This window comes from Actinoplanes sp. CA-252034 (genome assembly GCF_050956125.1).
GTDB lineage: Bacteria > Actinomycetota > Actinomycetes > Mycobacteriales > Micromonosporaceae > Actinoplanes.
Map to the genome: position 1 here is coordinate 6,571,371 of NZ_CP191846.1, position 21,075 is coordinate 6,592,445.

The following is a 21,075-nucleotide window of genomic DNA, read 5'->3' on the forward strand; positions in this document are numbered from 1 at the left end:
TGCCGGATTCCACACGACTGAGAACCCTCCTCACCGTGCTCCGCCCGCATCGCCGCACGATGCTGCTCGGCCTGGCCCTCGGCCTCGCCGCCAATGCCGCCGCGCTGGCCACCCCGATGGTCACCAAATGGGTGCTCGACAGCTTCTCCAGCGGCCTCGACCTGGCCCGCCCGGTCGGCCTCCTCGCCGGTCTCGTCGTCATCGGCGCGGCCATCGGCCTCTGGCAGTGGATCCTCATGGGCACGCTCGCCGAGCAGATCGTTCTCGACGCCCGCACGTCGATCATCCGGCGCTACTTCCGGGCCCGGGTGCTCGATCTGCAGCGCCGCCCCACCGGCGAGTTGGTCACCCGCGTCACCTCCGACACCGCCCTGCTGCACGCCGCCTCGGGCAGCCTGGTCGGTCTGATCAACGCCGGGGTCGGCCTGGTCGGCACGCTGATCCTGATGGGCGTGCTCGACCTGACGCTGCTCAGCTGCACCCTGGGCGCGGTCGTCCTGGTCGGTGCGCTCATGAGCCGGCTGCTGCCGCGCATCGGGATCGCCCAGACCGCCGCGCAGGAGTCGGTGGGCCGGCTCGGCGCCAACCTCGAGGGCTCGTTGCGCGCCATCCGGACGGTCAAGGCCAGCCGCGCCGAGACCCGCCAGAGCGAGGAGATCATCGGCAACGCCCGCGACGCCGCCGCCCACAGCGTGCGCGCCGCGCGGGTCGCCGCCACCGTCTGGACGATCTCCTGGTCCGGGGTCCAGCTCTCGGTGATGGTGATTCTGGCCGTCGGCGCCTGGCGCGCCAACCACGGGCTCCTCGAGGTGTCGACGCTGGTGGCGTTCCTGCTCTACGTGTTCCAGCTGATGGGCCCGATCAGCGAGCTGACCCAGAACCTGACGGCCCTGCAGTCCGGCATCGCCGCCGCCGGCCGCATCAACGAGCTCGACGCCATCGGCCTGGAGCCGGCCGACCCACCGTCCACTCAGCCATCCGGCTCACCGCCCGACCCGGCATCCGGCGCAGCGCCCCACCCGGCATCCGGCACGACGCTGATCCCCACGTCTGGCCGGGCGGCTGCGACGGGGTCCGGCACGGCTTCTGGCTCGGGGTCTCCATCCCCGATGACGGGTCCGATCCTGACGTTGCAGGGTGTAACGGCCCGCTACGGTCCTGATGCGGCGCCGGCGGTCCGTGGCATCGACCTGGAGATTCCCCGCCTCGGCCACACAGCGATCGTCGGGCCATCCGGCGCGGGCAAGACCACCCTGTTCTCGCTGTTTCTGCGCTTCCTGGAGCCAGAGCGGGGGCGGATCCTGCTGGACGGCCGGCCCTACACCGAGTGGAGCAACCACGACATCCGCGGCCGCCTCGCCTACGTCGAGCAGGAGACCCCGGTGCTGCCGGGCACCATTGCGGACAACCTGCGGTTCACCCATCCCGACGCCACCGACGATGAAGTCCGCGCCGTGTTGTCCGCCGTGCGGCTGGAGGGCATCGACCCTGTCCTCAGTGCCACCGATGTCTCCGGCGGTCAGCGCCAGCGGATCGCCCTGGCCCGAGCTCTCCTGCGCACCCCGGATGTCCTCCTACTCGACGAGGCGACAGCCCAGGTCGACGGCCTGACCGAGGCCGCCGTACAGGAGTGCATCCGAGACCGAGCCGCGGCCGGCGCTGTGGTGACGATCGCCCACCGCCTGTCCACGGTCCTCGACGCCGACCGCATCATCGTCCTGGAGGACGGACAGGTCCGGGCCCAGGGCAGCCACGCCACCTTGTACGCCTCCGACGACCTGTACCGCCGCTTGGTGGAAGCCCTACGAATAGCCGCCGACGACACGTCCTACGTCTGACCCCCGCTACCCACCGCCGCCGCGCGCGGCAACTCCAGCGCCCCCGCGCGCGGCAACTCCAGCGCCGTCGCGCGCGGCAACTCCAGCGCCGCCGCGCGCGGCAACTCCAGCGCCGCCGCGCGCGGCAACTCCAGCGCCGCCGCGCGGGGCAACTCCAGCGTCGCCGCCGCGGGAAGTCCAGCGTCGCCGCGCGCGGCAACTCCAGCGTCGCCGCCGCGCACAGGAATGCCACCGCCGCCGCGGGCGGCAACTGCAGCGTCGCCGCTCGCGGGAAGGCCGACGCATGCGGTGGCGTCAGCGGGGTGCGCGGCGACGGGTTAGGGCACAGCCTCGGGCTGCGGGGGCTGGCCGGATGGCGAATGCGCCAGGAAGACGCCCTTTCCGCCGGCGAGGGCTAGGAGGTCTCCGCTCTCCGTGGCGGCCAGGCCGGCCACCGGAGCTTCCAACCGCACCACGTCGACGATTCGGTGGGCGGCCACGTCCCACACCGATACCTCGTGGGCGTGGATCACTGCGGCCATCAGACGACCGCCGGCGTGGAAACAGGTCACCGATCTCTCCACCGCCGACCCGTTGGCACCTGCCGCCCCGAACCCCATGGCGTCGGGACTCGAACCCTTGGCTCCGGAGACGGCGCCCGATGAGACGGCGCCCGACAAGGCAGCACCCAATAAGGCAGCAGCCGGCGAGGCAACGCCCGACGAGGCAGCAGCCGGCGAGGCAACGCCCGGCAACCTGTTGATCGCGGTGGCGATCTGGGCTTCGGATGTCTGGAGGTCGCCGTCGGGGGCTGCGGTTATGGTTACCGGGCGGCCGTTCAGGAAAGTGATCGGGTGTTCGTCGAACTCGTCCTTCGCGGTCTTTCGGCCGGAGACCAAGTCGACCAGGAGTCCTCGCCATCGGTCTCCGGTGACCGAGGCGATCAGACGGCCACCGATCGAGAGAAGGCTCAGGTTCGAGCCGCGACGGCCTTTCATCGACACCGTGGTCAACGGTGTGCCGTCTGCGCCGTCCCAGAGTTGTAGGACGTTGCCGTTGTCGATTGAGGCGAGGTACACCCGGCCCGCGTGATGGCCGAACGCCAACTCCATCAGATCGGCCGTGCGCTCGGACCTGCATTCGGCGAGAAGCTCACCGCTTCGCCGGTAGAGGCGCAGACACCCACCGCGGACGCCGACGGCGATGAGGTCGGCTTCGGCCGCGCAGGCGACTGCCGTAACGAAACCCGAACCCGCAGCCGAACCCGCAGCCGAACCCGAACCCGCAGCCGACGTCGACGCGGGAGCCGGCACCGGATCGGTCGTCCAAGACCGCTGCCATCGGAGCGCGGGTGCGCCGGAAGGTGTGCCAGATTCAACCGGGACCAGGGTCTGCCGCAACGGTGCCGCCCTTCACCGGCGAATGGACGAGAACCATCGTAGACCTCAGCGGCTGTCCACAGTTGATCCGAGCGGGCACACGGGAACAGCCGGGCGATCCACGAGAACGGCCGGGCCATCTACGCGAACAGCCGGGCACACGGCAACGGCCGGGCCACCCACGAGAACGGCCGGGCCATCCACGGCAACGGCCGGGTCATCCACGAGAACGGCCGGGCCACCCACGGGAACAGCCGGGCCCACGGCAACGGCCGGGCGTTCCGTGGGAACGGCGAGGCGCACGGGAACGGCCGGGCGTTCCGCGGGAACGGCGGGGTGGCGGCGGGGGCGCAGCTGGACGACGGCGACCGAGGCGAGGACGAGGATGCCGCCGCCGAGTTGGGCCGGGGTCAGGAGCTCGCCCAGCAGGACGGTGGCGAGGGTGGTGGTGACGACCGGCTCTACGGTGGAGAGGATTGCGGCCGTCGACGGGCCGGTTCGGCGTAGGCCGGCGAAGAACGTCAGGGACGCCAGGACCGTGGAGACGACCGCGATGCACGCCGTCCAGAACCAGCCGGCCGCGCTGAAGCCGAGGTCCACTCCCCCGGTCACCAGGGACTTCCCGGCCAGTGACAGGGCCGCTCCGGTCATCACCAGGGTGGCCAGCAGCACCGGTGACACGCTGTGCAGGACGCGGTCCGAGACGAGGATGTAGACGGTGTAGGTCAGGGCCGACCCGAATCCGAGAGCCGCGCCGACCGGGCCGAGGGTGCCGGCGCCGGCGCCGAGCAGGACGAGCAGCGTTCCGGCTGAGGCGATGACCAGGGCGCAGGCGCGATTGCGGGTCATCCTCTCCCGGCCCAGCAGCACCGCGGCGGCGGTCACCATCAGGGGGTACGTGTAGAGGATCAGTGACAGCAGCGACGCGTCCATCACGCGCAGCGCCTCGAAGTAGAGCGTCGCCTGGGTGGCGAACCCGAGCGCCCCGAGGGCCAGCGCGGTGATCACGGTCCGTCCGGTGGGGCGGGCCGCGGGCCGGATCGCGAGGAGGCCGGCGAGCAGCAGCGCGGCCATCGTGAACCGTGCCAGGAGTAGCGCGGACGGTGAGACTCCGGCGTCGTACGCGAACTTCCCGAAGATCGACATCGCGCCGAAGCCGGCGGCTGAGAGCAGGCAGAGCAGTGGACCCATAACGGAAAGCATCAGGCCGACGACCATGCAGGTCCAGTGACGATTACTGGAGTGGAATGGTTAGGATTCGTGCATGGTCACGCTGGATCTGCGGCGCCTCCGGTTCTTGCGTGAGTTCGAGGAGCGCGGCACTCTCGGGGCGGTGGCGATCGCTCTCGGTTACAGCCCGTCCGCGGTCTCCCAGCAGCTGACCGTCCTGGAGAAGGAGGTCGGCGCGCCTCTGCTGGAGCGGGCCGGGCGCGGGGTGCGACTCACCGATGCGGGCCGGCTGCTGGCGCAGCACGCCCGGGTGCTCCTCGCCGCGGCGGAGGCGGCGACGTCCGACCTCGCGGCGCTCGGCGACCAGGTCAGGGGTACGGTCCGGGCCGGCGGCGTCCAGTCGGCCGCCCGCCACCTGCTCGTCCCGTCGCTGTCCCGAATGGCGGCCGAGCATCCGCTGGTCCGGATGGAGGTGTCCGAGCTGGAGCTGGAGCAGGCGCTTCCCGGGCTGCGCCTGGGTGCGGTCGATCTGGTGATCAGCGACGACTACGACGGCCATCCCCGGCCCCGGCCGGCCGGGGTGCGGTTCGAGCCGCTGCTGTCCGAGCGGCTGCTGATCGTGCTCCCGGTCGATCACCCGCTGGCCGCGCCGGGCGGGCCGGTGGCGCTGGCCGACCTGCGGGACACCGTGTGGGTGTCGTCCGACCAGAGCACCGGCCACCACGCGATGATCGTCGGCACCTGCCGGGCGATCGGCGGCTACGAGCCGGACGTGCGGCACCACTCCAACGACGCCGACGTGCAGTTGGCCGTGGTCCGGCACGCGGCCGCGGTCGCCCTGTTGCCGCTGCTCAACCTGCCCCTGGAGGATCCGACGCTGGCCTACCGGCCGGTGGCCGAGACCGATCTGGGGCGGCGCCTGTTCACCGTGACGCGCGACGGTCCACTGTCACCGGCGCTGACCGCTTTCCTGCAGGTGGTGACCGATCAGGCGGACAGCCTCGGCGACACTTTCCTGCGCCGCGGGCAGCAGCGGTAGCCGTACGTCCGCGGTCGGAATGCGACCTTGCGCGCACAGGACCCCTTGACCACCGTCGGGTTGGGCTCGGCGAACAGCGCCCGCGACAGGCCGGCGAGCGGCCCGCCGAGACTCCGGGCCCGCGCCACGTCACCGTCGCGCCAGGCCGCGGCCAGGTCCGCGAACGATCGGGTCGCCACGTGCGCGGAGGCGAGGATTCCGCCGTGCGCGCCGATCGCGAGCATCGGCGAGATCAGCGGATCGTCCCCGCCGAGCAGCGCGAACCCCTCGGGCAGGTCGCCGGGGACCTCGACGGTCCCGGTCGCGTACTTCATGCCGATCACGCCGGGAAGGGCGGCCAGCCGCCGGATCGCCGTGATCGACAGCTCCTGCCCGGTCCGGTAGGGCACGTGATAGATCACCAGTGGCACCTCGCCGGCCCGCGCCTCGAAGTGCGCGATCACCCCGGCCTCACCCGGCCGCACGAACGGCGGCACCAGGCTCAGCGCCGCCGTCACGCCCGGCCGAGCCGCCAGGTCCGGCCGCGCTCCGACGATCAGCGGCACACCCCGCTCCCGGGCCACCCGCGCGGCGACATCGACGACGGCGTCCTGCTCGGCGCCGGTCAGCGACGCCGGCTCCCCGGTCGTCCCGAGCGCCACCAGCCCGGACGCGCCGTCGTCCAAGACCTCGTGGGCGAGCCGTTCCAGCGCGCCGAGGTCGACTTCACGATCAAGACCAAAGGGCGTGATCAGGGGTACGAGAATCCCGTGCAGTTCCATGCCGAAAGCCTCGACCCGATCGAGCATCAGGTCCAGTTCACGTTCCTGACGTGACCCGTAAGCTGAACTGATGCTCGACGTGCGCCGTCTCCGCCTGCTCTGCGACCTGGCCCGGCTCGGCACGATCGCCGCCGTCGCGACCGCGCACACGTACACTCCGTCGGCCGTCTCCCAGCAGCTGTCCGCCCTGGAGCGGGAGGCCGGCCTCCCCCTGCTGGAACGCACCGGCCGCCGGGTCGCCCTGACCGCCGCCGGCCGCCTGCTGGTCCAGCACGCCGAGACGGTGCTGGCCGCTCTGGAGCAGACGGGCGCCGCGCTGGCCGCCGCCCGGGCCGGCCTCTCCGGTGAGCTGCGCATCGGCGCCTTCCCGTCGGCGATCCGCACACTGCTCACCCCGGCCCTGATCACGCTCGCCGACCGGCACGCCGCCCTCGACCTGCAACTGACCGAGCTGGATCCGGCCGAGGTGCCCGCCGCCCTGCGCGACCGGCGGCTCGACGTCGGCCTGCTCCAGGACTACGACGTGGTGCCGCTGGAGACCGGGCCCGGCCTGGAGAGCGTCCCGTTGCTCGACGAGACCGTCCATCTGGCCGTCGCCGCGGAGTCGGGAGTGAGCGGGCTGAGCGACGTCAGCGGAGCCGGGTGGATCCTGGCGAGTCCCGGCACGCTCTGCCACACCGCGACGCTGCGGCTCTGCGAGACGGCCGGGTTCACGCCGCGCGCCCGGCACCGGGTGGACGACTTCGACACCGTCCTCGCCCTGGTCGCCGCCGGCCAGGGGGTCGCGCTCGTGCCGCAGTTGGCCACCGACCGGTTGCCGCCCGGCGTCCGCCTGCTGCCCCTGCCGACCCGCCGCCGCACCCGTGTCGCCTTCCGTTCGGGCGCCGCCGGCCATCCGGCTGTCCGGGCCTTCGTCGACGCGCTGCCGCCACTAATCTGATCACCGTGAATGGCGTCCAGCTGCTTCTCATCATCGGAGTCGGGATCGCCGTCACGGCGGTCGCCCGGCGGCACCGCGTCGAGCCGGGCTGGGTGATCGTGCTGCTCGCCGCCGCGGCGTCGTTCCTCCCCGGGATGCCGCGGCTGGAGCTGGACCACGAGCTGATCCTGGCCCTGGTCATCCCGCCGCTGCTCTACTCGGCGACGAGGGGCGCGTCGTTCGCGGCGTTCGGCGCCAACCTGCGGGCCATCATCTATCTCGGTGTGGTCGTGGTGGTCCTGACCGCTGGCTTCCTCGGCTGGCTGTCCTCGCTGCTGCTGCCCTCGATCGGGCTGTCCGCCGCATTCGTCCTCGGGGCGGTGCTGGCGCCGCCGGACACCATCACCACGGTCTCGCACGGTCACGAGATCGGCCTGCCCCGCCGGGCCACCTCGATCCTCACCGGTGAGAGCCTCGTCAACGACGCCACCGCGCTGACCCTCTTCACGATCGCGGTGGCCGCCGTCAACGGGGCGCACACCACCTGGCAGGGCGGTGTGCGAGAGCTGCTGCACGCCGCCTCGATCGGCCTGGGCATCGGCGCCGCGTACGCGCTGGCCGGCTTGTTCATCCGCAAACGACTCGGCAACCCGACGCTGGAGACGTCGCTGGTGCTGCTGCTGCCGTTCACCGCGTTCCTGACCGCCGAGCAGGTGCACGCCTCCGGCATCCTCGCCGTCGTCATGGCCGCCTTCTCGATGAGCATCAACCTCACCCTCGACCCGAAACACCAGTACCCGGGCGGCTACCTCACCCGGCTCCAGGAGGAGCAGGTGTGGCGGGTGCTGGACTTCCTTCTGGAGACCTTCGTCTTCGCGTACATCGGCCTGCAGTTGAGGTTCGTTCTCGAGGACCTCTCCGAGGACGGCGACCCGGGGCTGGTTCGCACCCTGGTCGCGGCAGGGGTGCTGCTCGTGGCCGCGATCCTGTTCCGGTTCGCGGCGGTGTTCGCGCTGTTCGGCCGGTGGCGGCTACGGCACCGGATGGCGGAGCGCCGGGCCGGGCGCGACCCCCGCTACCGGCGGGTCCGTGAGGCACGGCTGAACCGCCGTCGCAGCCGGCCGCTGCCGCCACCGTCCACGAAGGAGACGGTGCTGGTCAGCTGGACCGGCATGCGGGGAATCCTCACCCTGGCGGCCGCGGCCGGCGTGCCCGAGCTCACCGCCGCCGGCCGGCCGTTCCCCGGTCGTGACGCGATCCAGGTCATCGCCCTGGTCGTCACCCTCGGCACGCTGCTCGTCCAGGGCACCACCGTCGGCCGGCTGGCCCGGTGGCTGCGCTTCGACCTGACCGCCGAGCACGCCGAGCAGGAGCGCCTGCGTGCCGTCGGCCGCGAGGTGATGGCCGAGGCCGCCGCCGATCCGGACAGCGACACCGCGTACGAGGAGCAGCGGCTCGCCCTCGGCCGTGCCGTGCACGAGCAACGGGTCAGCGAGGACGTCGCCCGCGAGCTCATCGAGGAGATCGATCTTCGCCAGGCCGCCCGCCACACCACCGGCGGCTGAGATCCGTCCGCGCCGGCCGCCCATTGATGCGTGACGGGACGCCCCGGCCCGGCGGTCGCTGGTCGGCCGGGACGGGCCGCCCACGCCGCGCGGTGGGCCCGGGACTGACCCGGCTTCGGCGAGGCGGTCCCGACCGTACGATCAGAGGGGTTTGATCGTCAGACGCGGGCGGCGAGGGCGCGGCCTGCCTCGACGGCGGCCTCGTGCGCGGACTTACGCATGACCGCGGCGGTCTCGGTGAAGGCGTCCAGCGCCGGGTTGACGCCGACCAGGGTGAACTCGCGCTCGATCAGGGTCAGGTCGGCGCCCCAGATGTCGGCGACGACGCGGCGCAGGTAGTCGGTGTTGTGGTCCCAGCCGTCGCGGGGCGTGCCCGGACCGTAGGAGCCGCCGCGGGTGGTCAGGACCACGACCGGCTTGCCGTCGAGGAACTTCTCACCGTTCTCACCGCCGGCCATGGCCAGGTCGAACCAGGTCTTCACGTGCTGCGACACACCGTAGTTGTAGAACGGCAGAGCCAGGATCGCGGCGTCCGCGGCGCGCAGCTCGCCGGCCAGCTCACCGGCCAGGGCCACGGCGCCGTGGTGGGCGTCGCTGCGCTGGTCGGCGGGGACATAGGCGGCCTGGATCGCGGTGGCCCAGGCGTCGGCGGGCAGCGGGGACGCGCCGATGTGGCGGCGGACTATCGGGGCGCCGCCCAGCTCCTTCTCGACGATATCGGCGAGCTCGGTGCTCGCGGAGTTCGGGCCCAGGATGCTGGCGTCGACACGCAGAACGGCCATCGAAATCTCCTAATACCATGCCAAGTCCGGATCAGTTGGACTTGAACGTTCAAGACGAAGCATGACACCGCAAGTGTTGAACGTTCAAGAGGTTGATCGCGTATTCTTTCGTTCCGTGAGCGATCCCACAGCCGCCCCCTGGCTCTCCGACGACGAGCGCACCGCCTGGATGGCGCTCAGCGCGGTGCTCACCAGCCTGCCGCCGGTCATCGACGCGCAGCTCAAACGAGACGTCGGGATCAACTACTTCGAGTACACGATCCTGTCGTCGCTGTCCGAGGCGCCGGGGCGTGCCATCCGCATGGGAAGCCTCGCCCACCTGGCCGCCGGCTCACCGTCGCGCCTGTCGCACGCCGTCTCCCGGCTGGAGAAGCACGGCTGGGTCGAGCGCCGGGTCTCGATCGACACCGCCACCGAGACGCGCTGCGTCGAAGCGGTTCTCACCGATGCCGGCTGGGACGCGGTGGTGGCCGCCGCACCCGATCATGTTCGCGAGGCCCGCCGCCTGGTCTTCGACGTCCTCACCCCGGAGCAGGTGGCACAGCTCGCCACGATCGGCCGCAAGCTCCTGACGGCGGCCGCCCCGCACCTGGTCTCCTGCCTGGGCGACCGACCCCCGGCGGCCTGCTGAACCGGCGGCCCCGCACTCCCCGCCCGACCGTCCTCCCCACCCGCCCCCGCTCGGCCTCTCCCGGTCACCCTCTGGGGTCAGGCGGCGATCGCCCGTAGGGTGTCGAGAACCGTGCGGACCGCCGCCCGGTGCAGGGTCTCCGGCCTGGCCAGGACGTCGATGTGCCGGGCGGCCGGGATGCCGGCGAGCGGGCGGAGCGCCAGCCGTGCATCCGGGGTCGTGGTGCGGCCCGGGAGCAGCGCGAGCACCTCGCCCGCCGCGACCACCGAGGCGGCGACCGTGAACTCGTTGATCCGGTGCCGGATCTCCAGCGGCCGCCCGGCGCTCGCGGCGATCGCGGCCAGCACCCCCTCCAGCGGGAATCCCTCGTGCACGCTGATCCACGGCCATCCGGCGACATCGGCCGCGGCGAGCGACTCCCGCCCGGCGAGCGGATGCTCGGCGGACATCGCCACGTACAGTGGCTCCTCGATCAGCGGAATCACCGTGAGCCGGTCGGCGGGCCACGGCGGGCTGTACGCGAGGCGGTGCGCCACCACCAGGTCGTAGTCGCCGACGAGCGCCGGGAAGTCGGCGTGTGCCACGTCCTCGTCGGCGCAGCGCACGGGCGGGCCGCCGATCTCGGCGAGCCGGATGATCAACGGTGCGAACCAGGTCAGCCCGGCACTGTGGAACGCGGCCACACGCACCGGGTCGTCCGGCGCGTCGAGATGGTCGCCGACGGCCCGCGCAGCGCGATCCAAAGCGGTCATCACCTCGACCGCGGCCGCCGCCAGAGCCCGGCCCGCGCCGGTGAGCGCCAGCCGTCGGCCACGGCGCTCGGTGAGCGGCACCCTCGCCGCGCGTTGCAGAGTGTTCAGCTGCTGGGACACCGCGGACGGGGTGATGTGCATCGCACGGGCGACCGCTGCGACGCTCCCCCGCTCGCCGAGCTCGCGCAACAGCCTCAGGTGATGCGGATCCACAAGGCCCCACTACATCGTCGGTTCATCAGTTGGCCTCTTGTCTACCGTATCGCCGGGCCGGACGCTTCCTCCTGTGACCGGAGACCTCCTCCTGCTGGCCGTGGCAGCCGTCTGGGGCAGCAGCTATCTCGCCGCCAAGACCCTGGTGGCGGCCACCGGCGTGCTCGTCGTCCTGGCGCTGCGCTACCTCGTGTCGATGCTCGCGATGCTCCCGCTGATGATCGGCCGACGGGTGCAACGGCGTGAACTGGCCGTCGGCGTGCTGCTCGGCTGCACCCAGGCGTCGGTCCTGGTGCTGGAGACGTACGGGGTGTCGATGACCAGCGCCACCAACGCCGGGGTGCTGATCAGCCTCACCATCCTGCTCACGCCGGTCCTGCAGGGCGGGTTGCCGGCCCGGTTCCTGCTGGCCGCGGCGGTGGCGACCCTCGGGGTGGTCCTGCTGGTGGCGGGGCCGGGACTGCGTACCCCCTCGGTCGGTGACCTGTTGATGCTGGCCGCCGCCGTGGTCCGGGCCGTGCACGTCAACCTCTCCGCCCGCCTGTCCCGTCCGTCGTTCGACACGGTGACCCTCACGACGGCCCAGACGGTGATCGGTGCGCTCGTGTTCACCGTCGCGGCGTGGCCGCTGACCACCGACGGTCTCGGAACCGGCGAATGGCTCGGCGTCCTCTACCTGGCGCTGGGCTGCAGTGTCTTCGCGTTCCTGGTGCAGCTGTGGGCGATCCGCCGCACGTCACCGGCCCGGGCGAGCCTCCTGCTGGGCACCGAACCAGTGTGGGCCGTGCTGATCGGAATCAGTCTCGGAGGCGAGCATCTGACCGTTCTCGCGGGGCTCGGGATCGGACTCGTCCTGGCCGGCACGTTCTGGGGTCAGCGGGTCGAGCGCCGGCACCGCATCGGGTCGCTCACCCCGGCCACCGCCGTCTGAGGCGGCTGCGGACCTTCGGCGCGGGAGGGTCCGGGGAGCAAGGCTCATGAGGTGAAGCCCGACGTCTACGAGTTGACGTAGCGGGCCGCGAGTGCGGGCTGGTTACCACCGGCGAGCCACGCGCCCTCGGCGGCCTGCAGAGCCTCCAGTGCGGTGGCCGGGTCCTCCAGTCCGGGCGCGCAGATCGTCTCACCGAGTCGCAGCCCGGTCAGGCTGGCCGAGGCGACGTCTTCCGGCGACATCGCCCAGGGGATGCGGTGGCCGGCGCCGCTGTTCCATTCCGTGGCCACCACACCGGGGCACAGCACCTGCACCTGCACCGGGCTGTCGGCGAGCTCGTTGGCCAGAGTGCGGGTGAAGCCCAGCGTGGCGGCTTTCGCCGCGACGTACAGGGCACGACGAGGCGCACGCGCATCGGTGCTGCCCGCGCTGAAGGCCAGCAGCGAGGCGACCGTGATGATGGCGCCTTCACCGGCCGTCAGCATGCCGGGGAGCCCGGCACGGACCAGACGGATGGGAGCGACGGCGTTGAGAGTGAGCAGCCGGTCGACGTCGGCCGGGTCGACATCGGTGAACGGAGCGTAGCCGCCTTCGCCGGCGTTGCTGATCAGCAGACGCACGTCGCCGGTGTCGAGGCGTTTGGCAACGGTGTCGATGCCGTCGTGGGTGCCGAGGTCGGCGGCCAGCACCTCGACCGCCGCGCCGCGCGGTCCCAGCTCCTCGGCGAGGCCGCTGAGTCGATCGGCGCGCCGCGCCACCAGGACAAGGTCGTGGCTGTCGGCCAGGTTGCGGGCGTAGGCGGCGCCGATGCCCGACGAGGCGCCGGTGATCAATGCAAGAGGTCGACTCATGAAGACCATGGTTACTCAAGCGTCGAATGCCTGTCAAGCGTTTGATGGTCTGGCCGGCGAAGCGCCCGGTGCCGAGGTGTGCGGTGTTCAGGCCCTACGGAGTGCGGCGGCCAGTTGGTCGAGTAGTGCCCGAAGCTGAGTGGTGTTGTCGGGGCCGAGCGCTGCGGTGGCTTGCCGCTCGACGTCCGCGACGACCGCATCGGCCATACGCAGTGCTTCCCGTCCGGCGTCGGTGAGGTGCAGTTCCTGCACGTGCCGGTGACGCGGATGCTCACGGCGCTCGAGTTGCCCACGATCGGCCAACCGCGCGACCAGCGAGGCCACAGCCTGCGGGGTGACGTTGAGACGACGGGCCAACTCGGCACCGGTCACCCCGGGGTCGGCGTGCAGAGAGATCAGCAGGGTGTAGTGCGCGGTCGCCATGCCCAACGGCCGGAGGCGTTGCTCCTTCAGGGCCTGCACTGCCAGTTCCGCACGACGCAGCGCCCACGTCACCCGGTCCAGCGCGTCGCGCTCCACGGGCTCATCGTCTCGAGTCACCCGCGCACGATACAACGCTTCACGGCCATCAAGCGGTTGACCGTTGCGGAGTGCACGCCGGCAGCCTGCACCAGGCGGACAGCGCCGATGTCTCATGCCGATTCTGGAGAGGGCCGGATTCAGACCCTGACTCCGAGAGCTTCTAGGGAGCTTCCGAGGTCAGGGTCTGTGCCAGGTCACCGCCGCCCCGGCCGGCCCACCTGCCGGGTTCGGGTGTTCTCGCCGCCGTCTACGGTCGGTGACCGAGCCCGGTTCCCCTACCGGGTGCACCGGACGGCTCCGGCGATGGGCCTCGCGCCCACCCGAACCACTGCTCGGATGCGACCGCGGCGCGACACCAGCGTCGACGACCCGACCCCCGCGTGCCAGTAGTCCGTACCAGCGTCGACGACCCAGCCCCCGCGTGTCGGTAGTCCGTGTAGTCGATCTTCTCCGTGGTCGCCGGCGGTTATGGGCGCACACGTAACGGTTGCGTGTGCGCTGGTCGTCGCCCTGGCGTTGGTGAGAGCCCACGATCGGGGTTTCGTGTGCGCTGGTGGTCGTGGTGGCGTGGCTGGGGTCGCACGATCGGTGTTCGTGTGCGCTCGTCCTCGTCCTCGGCAAAGGCCTCGGCGAAGGCAGGGACCGTCCTGGTGACGAGTCCCCCGGGGCAAGGGCAGCGGACGTCTCGGCGACCAGTCCCTCGGGGCAATGGGCCGGAGACGTCTTGGTGACGAGTCCCCCGGGCCGAGGGCAGCGGACGTCTCGGTGACCAGTCCGTGAACCGCGGCGTGAACGGGCTTGCGGCGACGTCATGACTTGGCTGAGCCATGGCCAGCCGACGCCGGCGCAGACCCTGACTCCGAAAGCTCTCTAGCGGTATTTTGTCGTCTTTATGGCGGTAGGTAGAGGTTGAGGGCGTGGCCTCTTCCGACGGCGTTGAGTAGCTGCTGGAGTTCGCGGGGTGGCGGTCTGTCGGTCCAGGCTGTCCAGCAGCGGTGCAGTAGCAGCCAGGGGGTGAGCCAGGCGCGGACGGCGCGTAGCGCTTTCGGCCAGCTGGGTTGCTCAGTGGTGGGGCCGGGGTCGGTGCCCCCTCTCTCCGGAGCCGTCGGGGACAGGTTCCGGGGGAGTCGCGATGTTGTCGCTGGTGGATGGCGGGTCGAACCAGGTGTCCCAGCAGAACGAGAAGGCGCAGTTGACGAGGGTTTGATGCCGACGGATCGCGGTCGCGGAGCGGACTTGGAAGTCGGCCCAGCCCAGTTCGTCTTTGACCTGCTTGTAGCTTTGCTCGATCCAGTGCCGGATCCCGTAGAGCCGCGCGACCTCGGTCAGGTCTGCCGGCTCGTGGACGGCATTGGGAGTGTCGTGGGGGCCGCTGGGTCGGGGCAGGTTCGTGGCCAGGTACCAGGTGGCCTTGTCCGGCAGGGATTCCGGGTCGGTGGTGGCGATCACGAGGCGGGTATGCCCGTCGGGTCCCCACCAGCCGAGGCTGGCGTCGGTGGCCCACCAGGTCTCGGTGTGCCCGTCGCGGAAGGTTCGCGTGACCGGGTGCCAGCCGCCGGGATCGTCCGGGCCGGCCCAGGGCACCGCGCGGGCGGCGTCGCGCGGTGTGTATGCCTCGGCGCCGTATTGCCAGGTGCCTCTCGACGGCTTGAGTGCCATGACGAACCCCAGCCCGCTCTGCCGCAGCACACCACGCAGGTCGTCGTGCTCGCCGTAGAAGCTGTCTGCCACCACCGCTCGGCACATCACGCCCGCTGCTTGCGCTGCGGCGATCAGATCGGCGGCGATCTGCAACTTGGTCCGGAACCCGGGATCGGCCTGCTTCCGAGGGAAATGCGACGCTGGGGTGTACGCCTCGGCGTGCAACGGGTAGTAGACGCGTTCGTCGGCCCAGACGGTAGTCACGGTGACGATGCCGTTGTCGGTCTTGCCGTACCGGCCCAGCCACTGCCGCCCGACGTGCGCCGTCGCGGAGCCGTCCTTACGGTCGCCGGAGTCGTCGATCGCGATCACCCCGCGGGTGTGCGGCGCGGTCGCCGGATCGTTCACCAGCAGCTCGAGACGCCGCTGGTTGATCTCGTCCGCGTCCCATGTGGACTGCGACAGGAAGTACTGCAACCGCTGCACCGCAGCATGCTGTGCCCCCACGACCGGCTCGGACCCGGCCAGACCCGTCAAGGTCTTGTTCCGGTCGCGGGGAGCGAGCAGTCCGGTCAGATATTCACGGAACCCGCGCCGCTGGGCCAGCCGGGAGAACAACTCGTCGAAACACGCCGCGTAGTCTTCCAACGGACCCGCAGCCGGCGGACACACCACACGAGCCACCCAGCACTCCAACGCTCGACAAACCAGTTGCCGAACGCAACGCCAGACACCGCGGAAAGGTTACGAAGCCGACAAACCACCGCTAGAGTGCCGAGCGGGCCTCCAGGGCGCGGATCACCGCGGCCATGTCCTCGCCGCCGTGGCCGGCCCGGTCGGTCTCGGCGTAGAGGGCGCGGCACACGTCCAGCAGCGGCGACGCGAAACCCGCCTGCCGGGCCGCGGCCACGACCAGCTCGCTGTTGTACAGCACGTCACGGGTCGCGGCCTGCACGTCGAAGTCGCGGTCGCGCAGTTTGCGGCCCTTGACCCGGGACACCGTGCTCGCCATCGGGCCGGCGTCGAGCGCCGTGAGCAGCGTCGACCGGTCGAGCCCGTGCCGCTCGGCGAAGTGGAACGCCTCGGCCAGCCCGGTCACCATGCTGATCAGGAAGGTGTTGACGGCCAGCTTCATCAGCAGCGCCCCGGGCACGTCGCCGCAGCGCACGATCTCCCGGCACATCGGCCGCAGCAGGTCCTCGACCTCCGGGCCGCCGACGAGGAGATCCGCGCCACCGGCAGGGACGCCCGAACCGAGGGCGGAGAGATCCGGGCTCCCGGTGGAGGGATCCGCGCCACCGGCGGAGGCGATCATCACCACCAGGTCGCCGGACTCTGCCGGGCCGCGGGACCCCGAGACCGGAGCTTCGACGTACGCCCCACCGGCGCCGATCACATCAGCGCCGAGCCCGGCCGAGTACGCCGGAGCGGTGGTGCCCATGTGGATGATCGTTCGGCCGGCGACGTGTCTGCCGAAGGCCTCGGTGCCCCGCCCCAGGACGTCGTCGATGACCCGGTCGTTGGCCAGCATCAGGATGACGGTCCCGGCGGCCGCGAACACCTCCGCCGGGTCGGCCGCCACCACCGCCCCGGCCGCACGCAACGGCCCGGTCCGCTCGGGGTGCGGTTCCACACGATCAGCTCGGTACCGGCCCGGGCCAGATTGAGCGCCATCGGCTGCCCCATCACCCCGAGCCCGACGAATCCCACGGTCACGCCCCGACGTTACGACCGCGCACCGGCACCGGGCGCGGTCCAATCCACGACCGGTGGCCGTCAGGCACTCCACCAGTGGTCGGTGGCGCAGCCGACCTCGTACTGCCACCAGCCCTTCTCGGTGCCCTCGTCGAGCAGCCGCTTGACTCCGGGGAGGTCGGCGTCGGCGGGCACGTCGAAGGCGACCATCGGGAAGTCCCTGCTGAAGACTTCGCCGCCGAGCCCGAACCGGGCGAACGCGTCGTGCACGGCGGCCGCCGGATCGCCGGGCGACGTCCCGCCGTCTGGCAACGTCTGGCCGTTGGGCGGCGTCTGCCCGCCGGGCGACCCATGGCTGCTGGGCGACGGCCCGCCGAGCGGGTCGCCGGGCGACGTCTGGCCGAGCGGGCCGCCGGGCATGGCGATCACGCGGATCACGCAGTGGCCGGAGGCGGTGACCCGGCCGGTGGCCCAGTGCCGGCCGTCCGGTTCGGTACGGAATCGGATCACGTCGTTCTGGGCGACGCCGTCCTGCAGGAAGGCCACGTTGTCGATGCGCGCCGTGTCCGGGGTCAGGCGGGTCGCCCACAGTCCCTCGGTGTCGATGGGCAGCCAGCCCTCCCGCGGTACGAACCGGAACCAGACCTTGATCCGGTCGTCACCGGGCTGATCGTGCTCGACACTCATGCCGAGCATGATGCCCCGCGTCAGGCGAAGTAGCCCTTGATGGTGTCGGACTCGCTGGTGACGGTGTCGGCGCTGATGAGGTCGCTCGCCTTGGCGGTCAGCACGGCGGCCCGGGTCTGCAGGATCGACGCCGCCTTGCCGCTGGTGTAGAGGGAGGCCTTGAGGTCGGTGAGCGCTTTGTCGTACGACGCCTTGAAGGTCTTGTCGGCGTTGAATCGGGTGACCAGGATGTTGCTGCGCCCGCCGGGACCACCGCCGCCCCCGTTCCGGCGGCCCTGGCTGCCGCCGGGAGCGCCGCCTCCAGGAGCGCCGCCGACGGGAGCGCCGCCGCCGCGGTTGCCACCCCCGCCACCCATGCCGCCGAACGCCAGGTTGTGGTCCCACGCGACCACCGTGAACTGATCCTTGTCGGTCGTATAGCGCAGGTACGAGTTGTTGCCCGGCCCGTCGATGTCGTCCGAGTTCTTGACCAGCTCCTGGAACGCCAGATAGTTCGCGAATGCGGCGACGTCCAGGTGCTTGGCGAGGTCGGAGGCGAACGTGGCGTCGTCGGACTCGTTGATGAACTTGAGGAATGCGGCCAGCGGCGCCACGTTCGGGTTGTCGGAATCGGTCTCCTGGTCGAAGACGTCTTGGTAGCTGTCGGCGTCGTCACCGCGGTACGAGTAGTCGCCGCCGCTCTCCGCCTTGTACAGGATTCCGGCGGACGAGAAGTGGTCGGCGTCCCATTTGTCGCCCGGGTTCTCGATGATGAGCCGCAGTACCTCGTTGCCGCCGTTGACGCTCAGCCGGGTCGAGGCCGACTTCTGGGTGGCGAGCCCGGCGAGCGCCAGCAACTCCAGGGCGACCGCCTCGTTGAGGGCGCTGTCGGTGTTGTTGGAGCGGACCACGAACTCGGTGTAGCCGCCCAGCGCCTGCCCGTCGGTGTACTTGTCGAGCCGGACGAGCCATGGCAGGTCCTGCGGGTTCTCCGCCGAGATGCCGCCGCCCGGGCCGCCGGCGCGGTTGCCGGTGTCGGCGGTGGCGCCCGACCTGGTCAGCCCGCGCAGCGTCGAGTTGCCCTTGAGCCGCAGCCCGGCCTTCTCGAACGTCGTACCGTCGATGGTGACGGTCGCCTCCAGCCACTCCTTCGACTGGTCGCCGAGGTAGGCGTCGATCACCTTGTCATAGGCGTCCTGGTCGAAGGTGAACTCGATGTCGTGCACCTGGGTGGGGTCGAAGAGCCCGCTGCCCGCGGTGGCGGCGGTCGACGAGGCGGAGGCGGAGCCGCTCGAGCAACCGCCGACGACGGCCAGGCCGACCGCTCCGAGCAGGGCCGCGCCGAACGACCGTCGGGACAGGGTGTGAGCGGGCATGCGGGCCATCCTTCGTCGCCATGGGAGCTGGACGACTCAAGGAAAGGCCGGTTGCTGAGGATCCTCTTGTGCCACGGCTGTGCGTCGCCTGTAAAAGCGGACCGCCAGCACGATCAGCAGGATGGTCATGAGCGGCGCCCCGGGGAACTTCACGAACCGGGCCAGACCGCCGCCGTCGGGCAGCACCGAGAACGCGGCCACGATGGCGATCCACATGAACGCGCTGGTCCGCACGGTGACGGCGGCCAGCAGGGTGAGCGGCCACATCACATACCAGGGGTGGAAGACCGGTGACAGCAGGACCACGGCGGCCATCCCGAAGGCGGCTCCCCGCAGGGCGGCCCGGTCCCGGTCGGCGGCACGCAGGGCCGCGACGAAGAGCATGATGAGTACGGTCGTGAGCGCCACGAGCGCAAGAGCGCGGACCGTCGGCACCGCGTCGAATCCGGGGAACAGCGCCTGGCCCGCGTAGGTCAGCGTCATGCCGATCGCGGTCGGCGGCGAGGTGAACTGGATGACCGTGGTGCTGCCCTGCATCGCCGGCACCCAGCCGAAGCCGAGCCCGCTGGCCAGGGTCACCGCCAGCAGCGCCACCACCGACGATCCGCCGACCAGAGCGGAGGCCTTCGCCAGGGGGCCGAGTTGGGCGCGCAGTCCTGGTGAGCCGGGCACCCGGCGGGCAGCGATCAGCGCCGCGAACGGGATCACGACGATCGCGGTCGCCTTCACGGCCACCGCGAGTCCGAGCAGGACACCGCCGGCGAGCAGCGGGATCGGGCGGGCGTCCGCTCGTACGACCAGGAAGAGGCCGGCCACCAGCAACCCGACCATGACCGCGTCGTTGTGCGGCGCCGCGAGCATATGGGCGCCGACCAGCGGGCCGGCGAGCGCCACCCAGATCGCGCGCTCCGGCGCGATGCCGCAGCGGCGCGCCAGGGCCGGCAGGCAGGCGGCGATCACGACGATCGCGGCCAGGGTGACCAGGCGGAAGACGACGATGGTCCCGGTCAGCGTCTGGCCCACCGCGACCGCGGCGCCGGCGATCAGGAGGAACAGGGGGCCGTACGGGGTGATCGTGTCCCGCCAGATCTCGGCGACCGTGCCGAGCCAGGTGCACGGCAGCGCCGACACCCCGACCTCGTACGGGTCGAGCCCGTGGGTGAACATCTCGCCCTGACACGCGTACGAATACACGTCCCGGCTGCCCATCGGTGGCACGAACAGGAACGGCAGCAGCCAGAGGAACGCCGTCCCGATCGCCCACCGCAGCGACGGAACCCGGTCCCGGCCGGACCACCAGGCGTAGGCCGTGATGGCCGTCCCGGCGAGCCAGAGACCGAGGATGACCGGCCCGTAGGTGCTCCGGGCGACGCTGAGCGGAGTGGCCGCCAGATCGGCGCCGGGCAGTGCCCCGCCGAGCCGGCCGGCCACCGCCAGCATCAACGAACCGGCCAGCCCCAGCCACCGGAGAGAACTCAGCCCCATAACCGTCGAGCTTCGCGCATCAGGGCACGAGACGGTGCACCAGGGTCGTGAACGTCACCGGACCACGCGGCACGGTCACACCACGGCGGCGACCTCGTCGCGGGTCAGGCGGCCGTCGGCGACCAGGACGGTGATCTCGCGGGTCAGCGGGACGCCCGGTTTGATGGTCAGGGTGTCCTCCCAGGCCAGGGCGGCACAGACACCGTTGTAGTCGCCGGTGCGGGCGAACCATCGGTCGTCACCGTCCAGGCCGGTGAAGACCAGGGTGTACGCGTCCTCGACGGACAGTGCCAGCCAGGGATCGGTGGAGCCGTGCGGGTCGCCGCCGGACGGGGTGAACGCCATCGCCTCGCCCTCGGTGGCTCGCCAGAAGAAGCCGCCGTAGCCCGCTCCCCCGGTGCGCCCGTTCGTCGCCGGGCTCCCGATCGTCACCTCCGACTGGGTGGGGGCGCCCAGCGCGTACCGGAAGAAGAGCCGCCAGCCTCGCGGCGCCGGGCGGGCCGTGACCGAACGCTGCTCTCTGAGCAGGAGCCGGCCGCCTGCGTCGACCCACCGCAGGTCCTCGGCGAAGCCGCCGGGCAGCGGCGTGCGGCTGCCGGCGATGACGCGCCCGTGATCGTCGCGCCAGATGTAGCCTTGATCGCGCACGTAGGTGCGCCCGCCCCAGACGTTGACGCCGTCGACGTCCTGCATGGTGACCGACACCCCGAGATGCCAGGGGTGGTCCTGCGGGAGCTCGTCGGTGACGACCGTGCCACCCAGCGTGCGGACCGGGTGCAGATAGGGGCGGGGCGCGAGACGGATGTCGAGCTCGGGGGCGTCCACATAGGTGGCCACCCGGGTCCCGTCCACGTTCAGCTCGGTCATCCGATCCCCTTAC

General features: G+C 71.4%; 20 protein-coding genes and 1 pseudogene. 6 read left to right on the forward strand and 15 right to left on the reverse strand.

Annotation, left to right across the window (positions count from 1 at the left end):
* Positions 1-35: 35 nt before the first annotated feature.
* A complete protein-coding gene (locus tag ACQPZW_RS30335; RefSeq protein WP_433789456.1) occupies positions 36-1,838 on the forward strand; it encodes an ABC transporter ATP-binding protein in 1,803 nt (600 codons plus the stop codon).
* On the opposite strand, the gene ACQPZW_RS30340 is transcribed toward ACQPZW_RS30335, so the two are convergent.
* The 3 genes from ACQPZW_RS30340 to ACQPZW_RS30350 form a co-directional block, all read right to left on the reverse strand.
* Entirely contained in the window at positions 1,829-2,059 is a 231-nt protein-coding gene (locus ACQPZW_RS30340) for a hypothetical protein (RefSeq protein ID WP_433789457.1), read from the reverse strand. The two genes, ACQPZW_RS30335 and ACQPZW_RS30340, sit on opposite strands and share 10 nt — an antisense overlap.
* Positions 2,060-2,155: 96 nt before the next feature.
* Complete coding sequence (locus ACQPZW_RS30345; RefSeq protein WP_433789458.1) at positions 2,156-2,929, reverse strand: hypothetical protein; 774 nt, start codon at positions 2,927-2,929, stop codon at positions 2,156-2,158.
* A 333-nt stretch (positions 2,930-3,262) separates the two neighbouring features.
* The gene (locus ACQPZW_RS30350) at positions 3,263-4,387 is read right to left on the reverse strand and encodes an EamA family transporter (RefSeq protein ID WP_433789459.1); all 1,125 of its coding nucleotides are present in this window, start codon (positions 4,385-4,387) and stop codon (positions 3,263-3,265) included.
* Positions 4,388-4,460: 73 nt separating this feature from the next.
* On the opposite strand from ACQPZW_RS30350, the gene ACQPZW_RS30355 reads away from it, so the two are divergent.
* Positions 4,461-5,405, forward strand: a complete 945-nt coding sequence (locus tag ACQPZW_RS30355; RefSeq protein ID WP_433789460.1) for a LysR family transcriptional regulator — start codon at positions 4,461-4,463, stop codon at positions 5,403-5,405.
* Here ACQPZW_RS30355 and ACQPZW_RS30360 read toward each other — a convergent pair.
* Positions 5,354-6,193 (reverse strand): dihydrodipicolinate synthase family protein, encoded by an 840-nt coding sequence (locus tag ACQPZW_RS30360; protein WP_433789461.1) that lies wholly within the window; start codon positions 6,191-6,193, stop codon positions 5,354-5,356. The genes ACQPZW_RS30355 and ACQPZW_RS30360 overlap by 52 nt on opposite strands.
* Before the next feature lie 43 nt (positions 6,194-6,236).
* Here ACQPZW_RS30360 and ACQPZW_RS30365 point away from each other — a divergent pair, with 43 nt between their 5' ends.
* Both ACQPZW_RS30365 and ACQPZW_RS30370 read left to right on the forward strand, forming a co-directional pair.
* A complete protein-coding gene (locus ACQPZW_RS30365; protein WP_433789462.1) occupies positions 6,237-7,106 on the forward strand; it encodes a LysR family transcriptional regulator in 870 nt (289 codons plus the stop codon).
* 5 nt (positions 7,107-7,111) lie between these two features.
* Entirely contained in the window at positions 7,112-8,650 is a 1,539-nt protein-coding gene (locus ACQPZW_RS30370; protein ID WP_433789463.1) for a cation:proton antiporter, read from the forward strand.
* A 158-nt stretch (positions 8,651-8,808) separates the two neighbouring features.
* Here the strand turns inward: ACQPZW_RS30370 and ACQPZW_RS30375 are convergent, their stop codons facing one another.
* On the reverse strand, positions 8,809-9,432 hold the full coding sequence (locus tag ACQPZW_RS30375) for an FMN-dependent NADH-azoreductase (RefSeq protein ID WP_433789464.1): 624 nt from the start codon (positions 9,430-9,432) through the stop codon (positions 8,809-8,811).
* A gap of 115 nt (positions 9,433-9,547) precedes the next feature.
* On the opposite strand from ACQPZW_RS30375, the gene ACQPZW_RS30380 reads away from it, so the two are divergent.
* Positions 9,548-10,063, forward strand: a complete 516-nt coding sequence (locus tag ACQPZW_RS30380) for a MarR family winged helix-turn-helix transcriptional regulator (RefSeq protein WP_433789465.1) — start codon at positions 9,548-9,550, stop codon at positions 10,061-10,063.
* Between the two features lie 77 nt (positions 10,064-10,140).
* Here the strand turns inward: ACQPZW_RS30380 and ACQPZW_RS30385 are convergent, their stop codons facing one another.
* Positions 10,141-11,004, reverse strand: a complete 864-nt coding sequence (locus tag ACQPZW_RS30385) for a LysR family transcriptional regulator (RefSeq protein WP_433789466.1) — start codon at positions 11,002-11,004, stop codon at positions 10,141-10,143.
* Positions 11,005-11,101: 97 nt separating this feature from the next.
* On the opposite strand from ACQPZW_RS30385, the gene ACQPZW_RS30390 reads away from it, so the two are divergent.
* Entirely contained in the window at positions 11,102-11,959 is an 858-nt protein-coding gene (locus ACQPZW_RS30390; RefSeq protein ID WP_433789467.1) for a DMT family transporter, read from the forward strand.
* A gap of 65 nt (positions 11,960-12,024) precedes the next feature.
* Here the strand turns inward: ACQPZW_RS30390 and ACQPZW_RS30395 are convergent, their stop codons facing one another.
* The 9 genes and pseudogenes from ACQPZW_RS30395 to ACQPZW_RS30435 form a co-directional block, all read right to left on the reverse strand.
* Positions 12,025-12,810, reverse strand: coding sequence for an SDR family NAD(P)-dependent oxidoreductase (locus ACQPZW_RS30395; protein WP_433789468.1), 786 nt, complete (start codon positions 12,808-12,810; stop codon positions 12,025-12,027).
* A gap of 87 nt (positions 12,811-12,897) precedes the next feature.
* Positions 12,898-13,350, reverse strand: coding sequence for a MarR family winged helix-turn-helix transcriptional regulator (locus ACQPZW_RS30400; protein ID WP_433789469.1), 453 nt, complete (start codon positions 13,348-13,350; stop codon positions 12,898-12,900).
* Between the two features lie 1,044 nt (positions 13,351-14,394).
* Positions 14,395-15,621 (reverse strand): IS701 family transposase, encoded by a 1,227-nt coding sequence (locus ACQPZW_RS30405; protein ID WP_433789470.1) that lies wholly within the window; start codon positions 15,619-15,621, stop codon positions 14,395-14,397.
* 118 nt (positions 15,622-15,739) lie between these two features.
* Positions 15,740-16,288: an NAD-binding protein gene (locus ACQPZW_RS30410; RefSeq protein WP_433797660.1), complete on the reverse strand. Its 549-nt coding sequence runs from the start codon at positions 16,286-16,288 to the stop codon at positions 15,740-15,742.
* A gap of 48 nt (positions 16,289-16,336) precedes the next feature.
* Positions 16,337-16,659, reverse strand: a pseudogene (locus tag ACQPZW_RS30415) (NAD(P)-binding domain-containing protein); the annotation flags it as partial.
* Positions 16,660-16,749: 90 nt separating this feature from the next.
* Entirely contained in the window at positions 16,750-17,355 is a 606-nt protein-coding gene (locus ACQPZW_RS30420) for a DUF4265 domain-containing protein (protein WP_433789471.1), read from the reverse strand.
* Between the two features lie 20 nt (positions 17,356-17,375).
* Positions 17,376-18,710 (reverse strand): CotH kinase family protein, encoded by a 1,335-nt coding sequence (locus ACQPZW_RS30425; RefSeq protein ID WP_433789472.1) that lies wholly within the window; start codon positions 18,708-18,710, stop codon positions 17,376-17,378.
* Between the two features lie 36 nt (positions 18,711-18,746).
* Positions 18,747-20,195: a polyprenol phosphomannose-dependent alpha 1,6 mannosyltransferase MptB gene (mptB, locus tag ACQPZW_RS30430; RefSeq protein ID WP_433789473.1), complete on the reverse strand. Its 1,449-nt coding sequence runs from the start codon at positions 20,193-20,195 to the stop codon at positions 18,747-18,749.
* A gap of 75 nt (positions 20,196-20,270) precedes the next feature.
* A complete protein-coding gene (locus tag ACQPZW_RS30435) occupies positions 20,271-21,062 on the reverse strand; it encodes a PmoA family protein (protein WP_433789474.1) in 792 nt (263 codons plus the stop codon).
* Positions 21,063-21,075 lie beyond the last annotated feature (13 nt).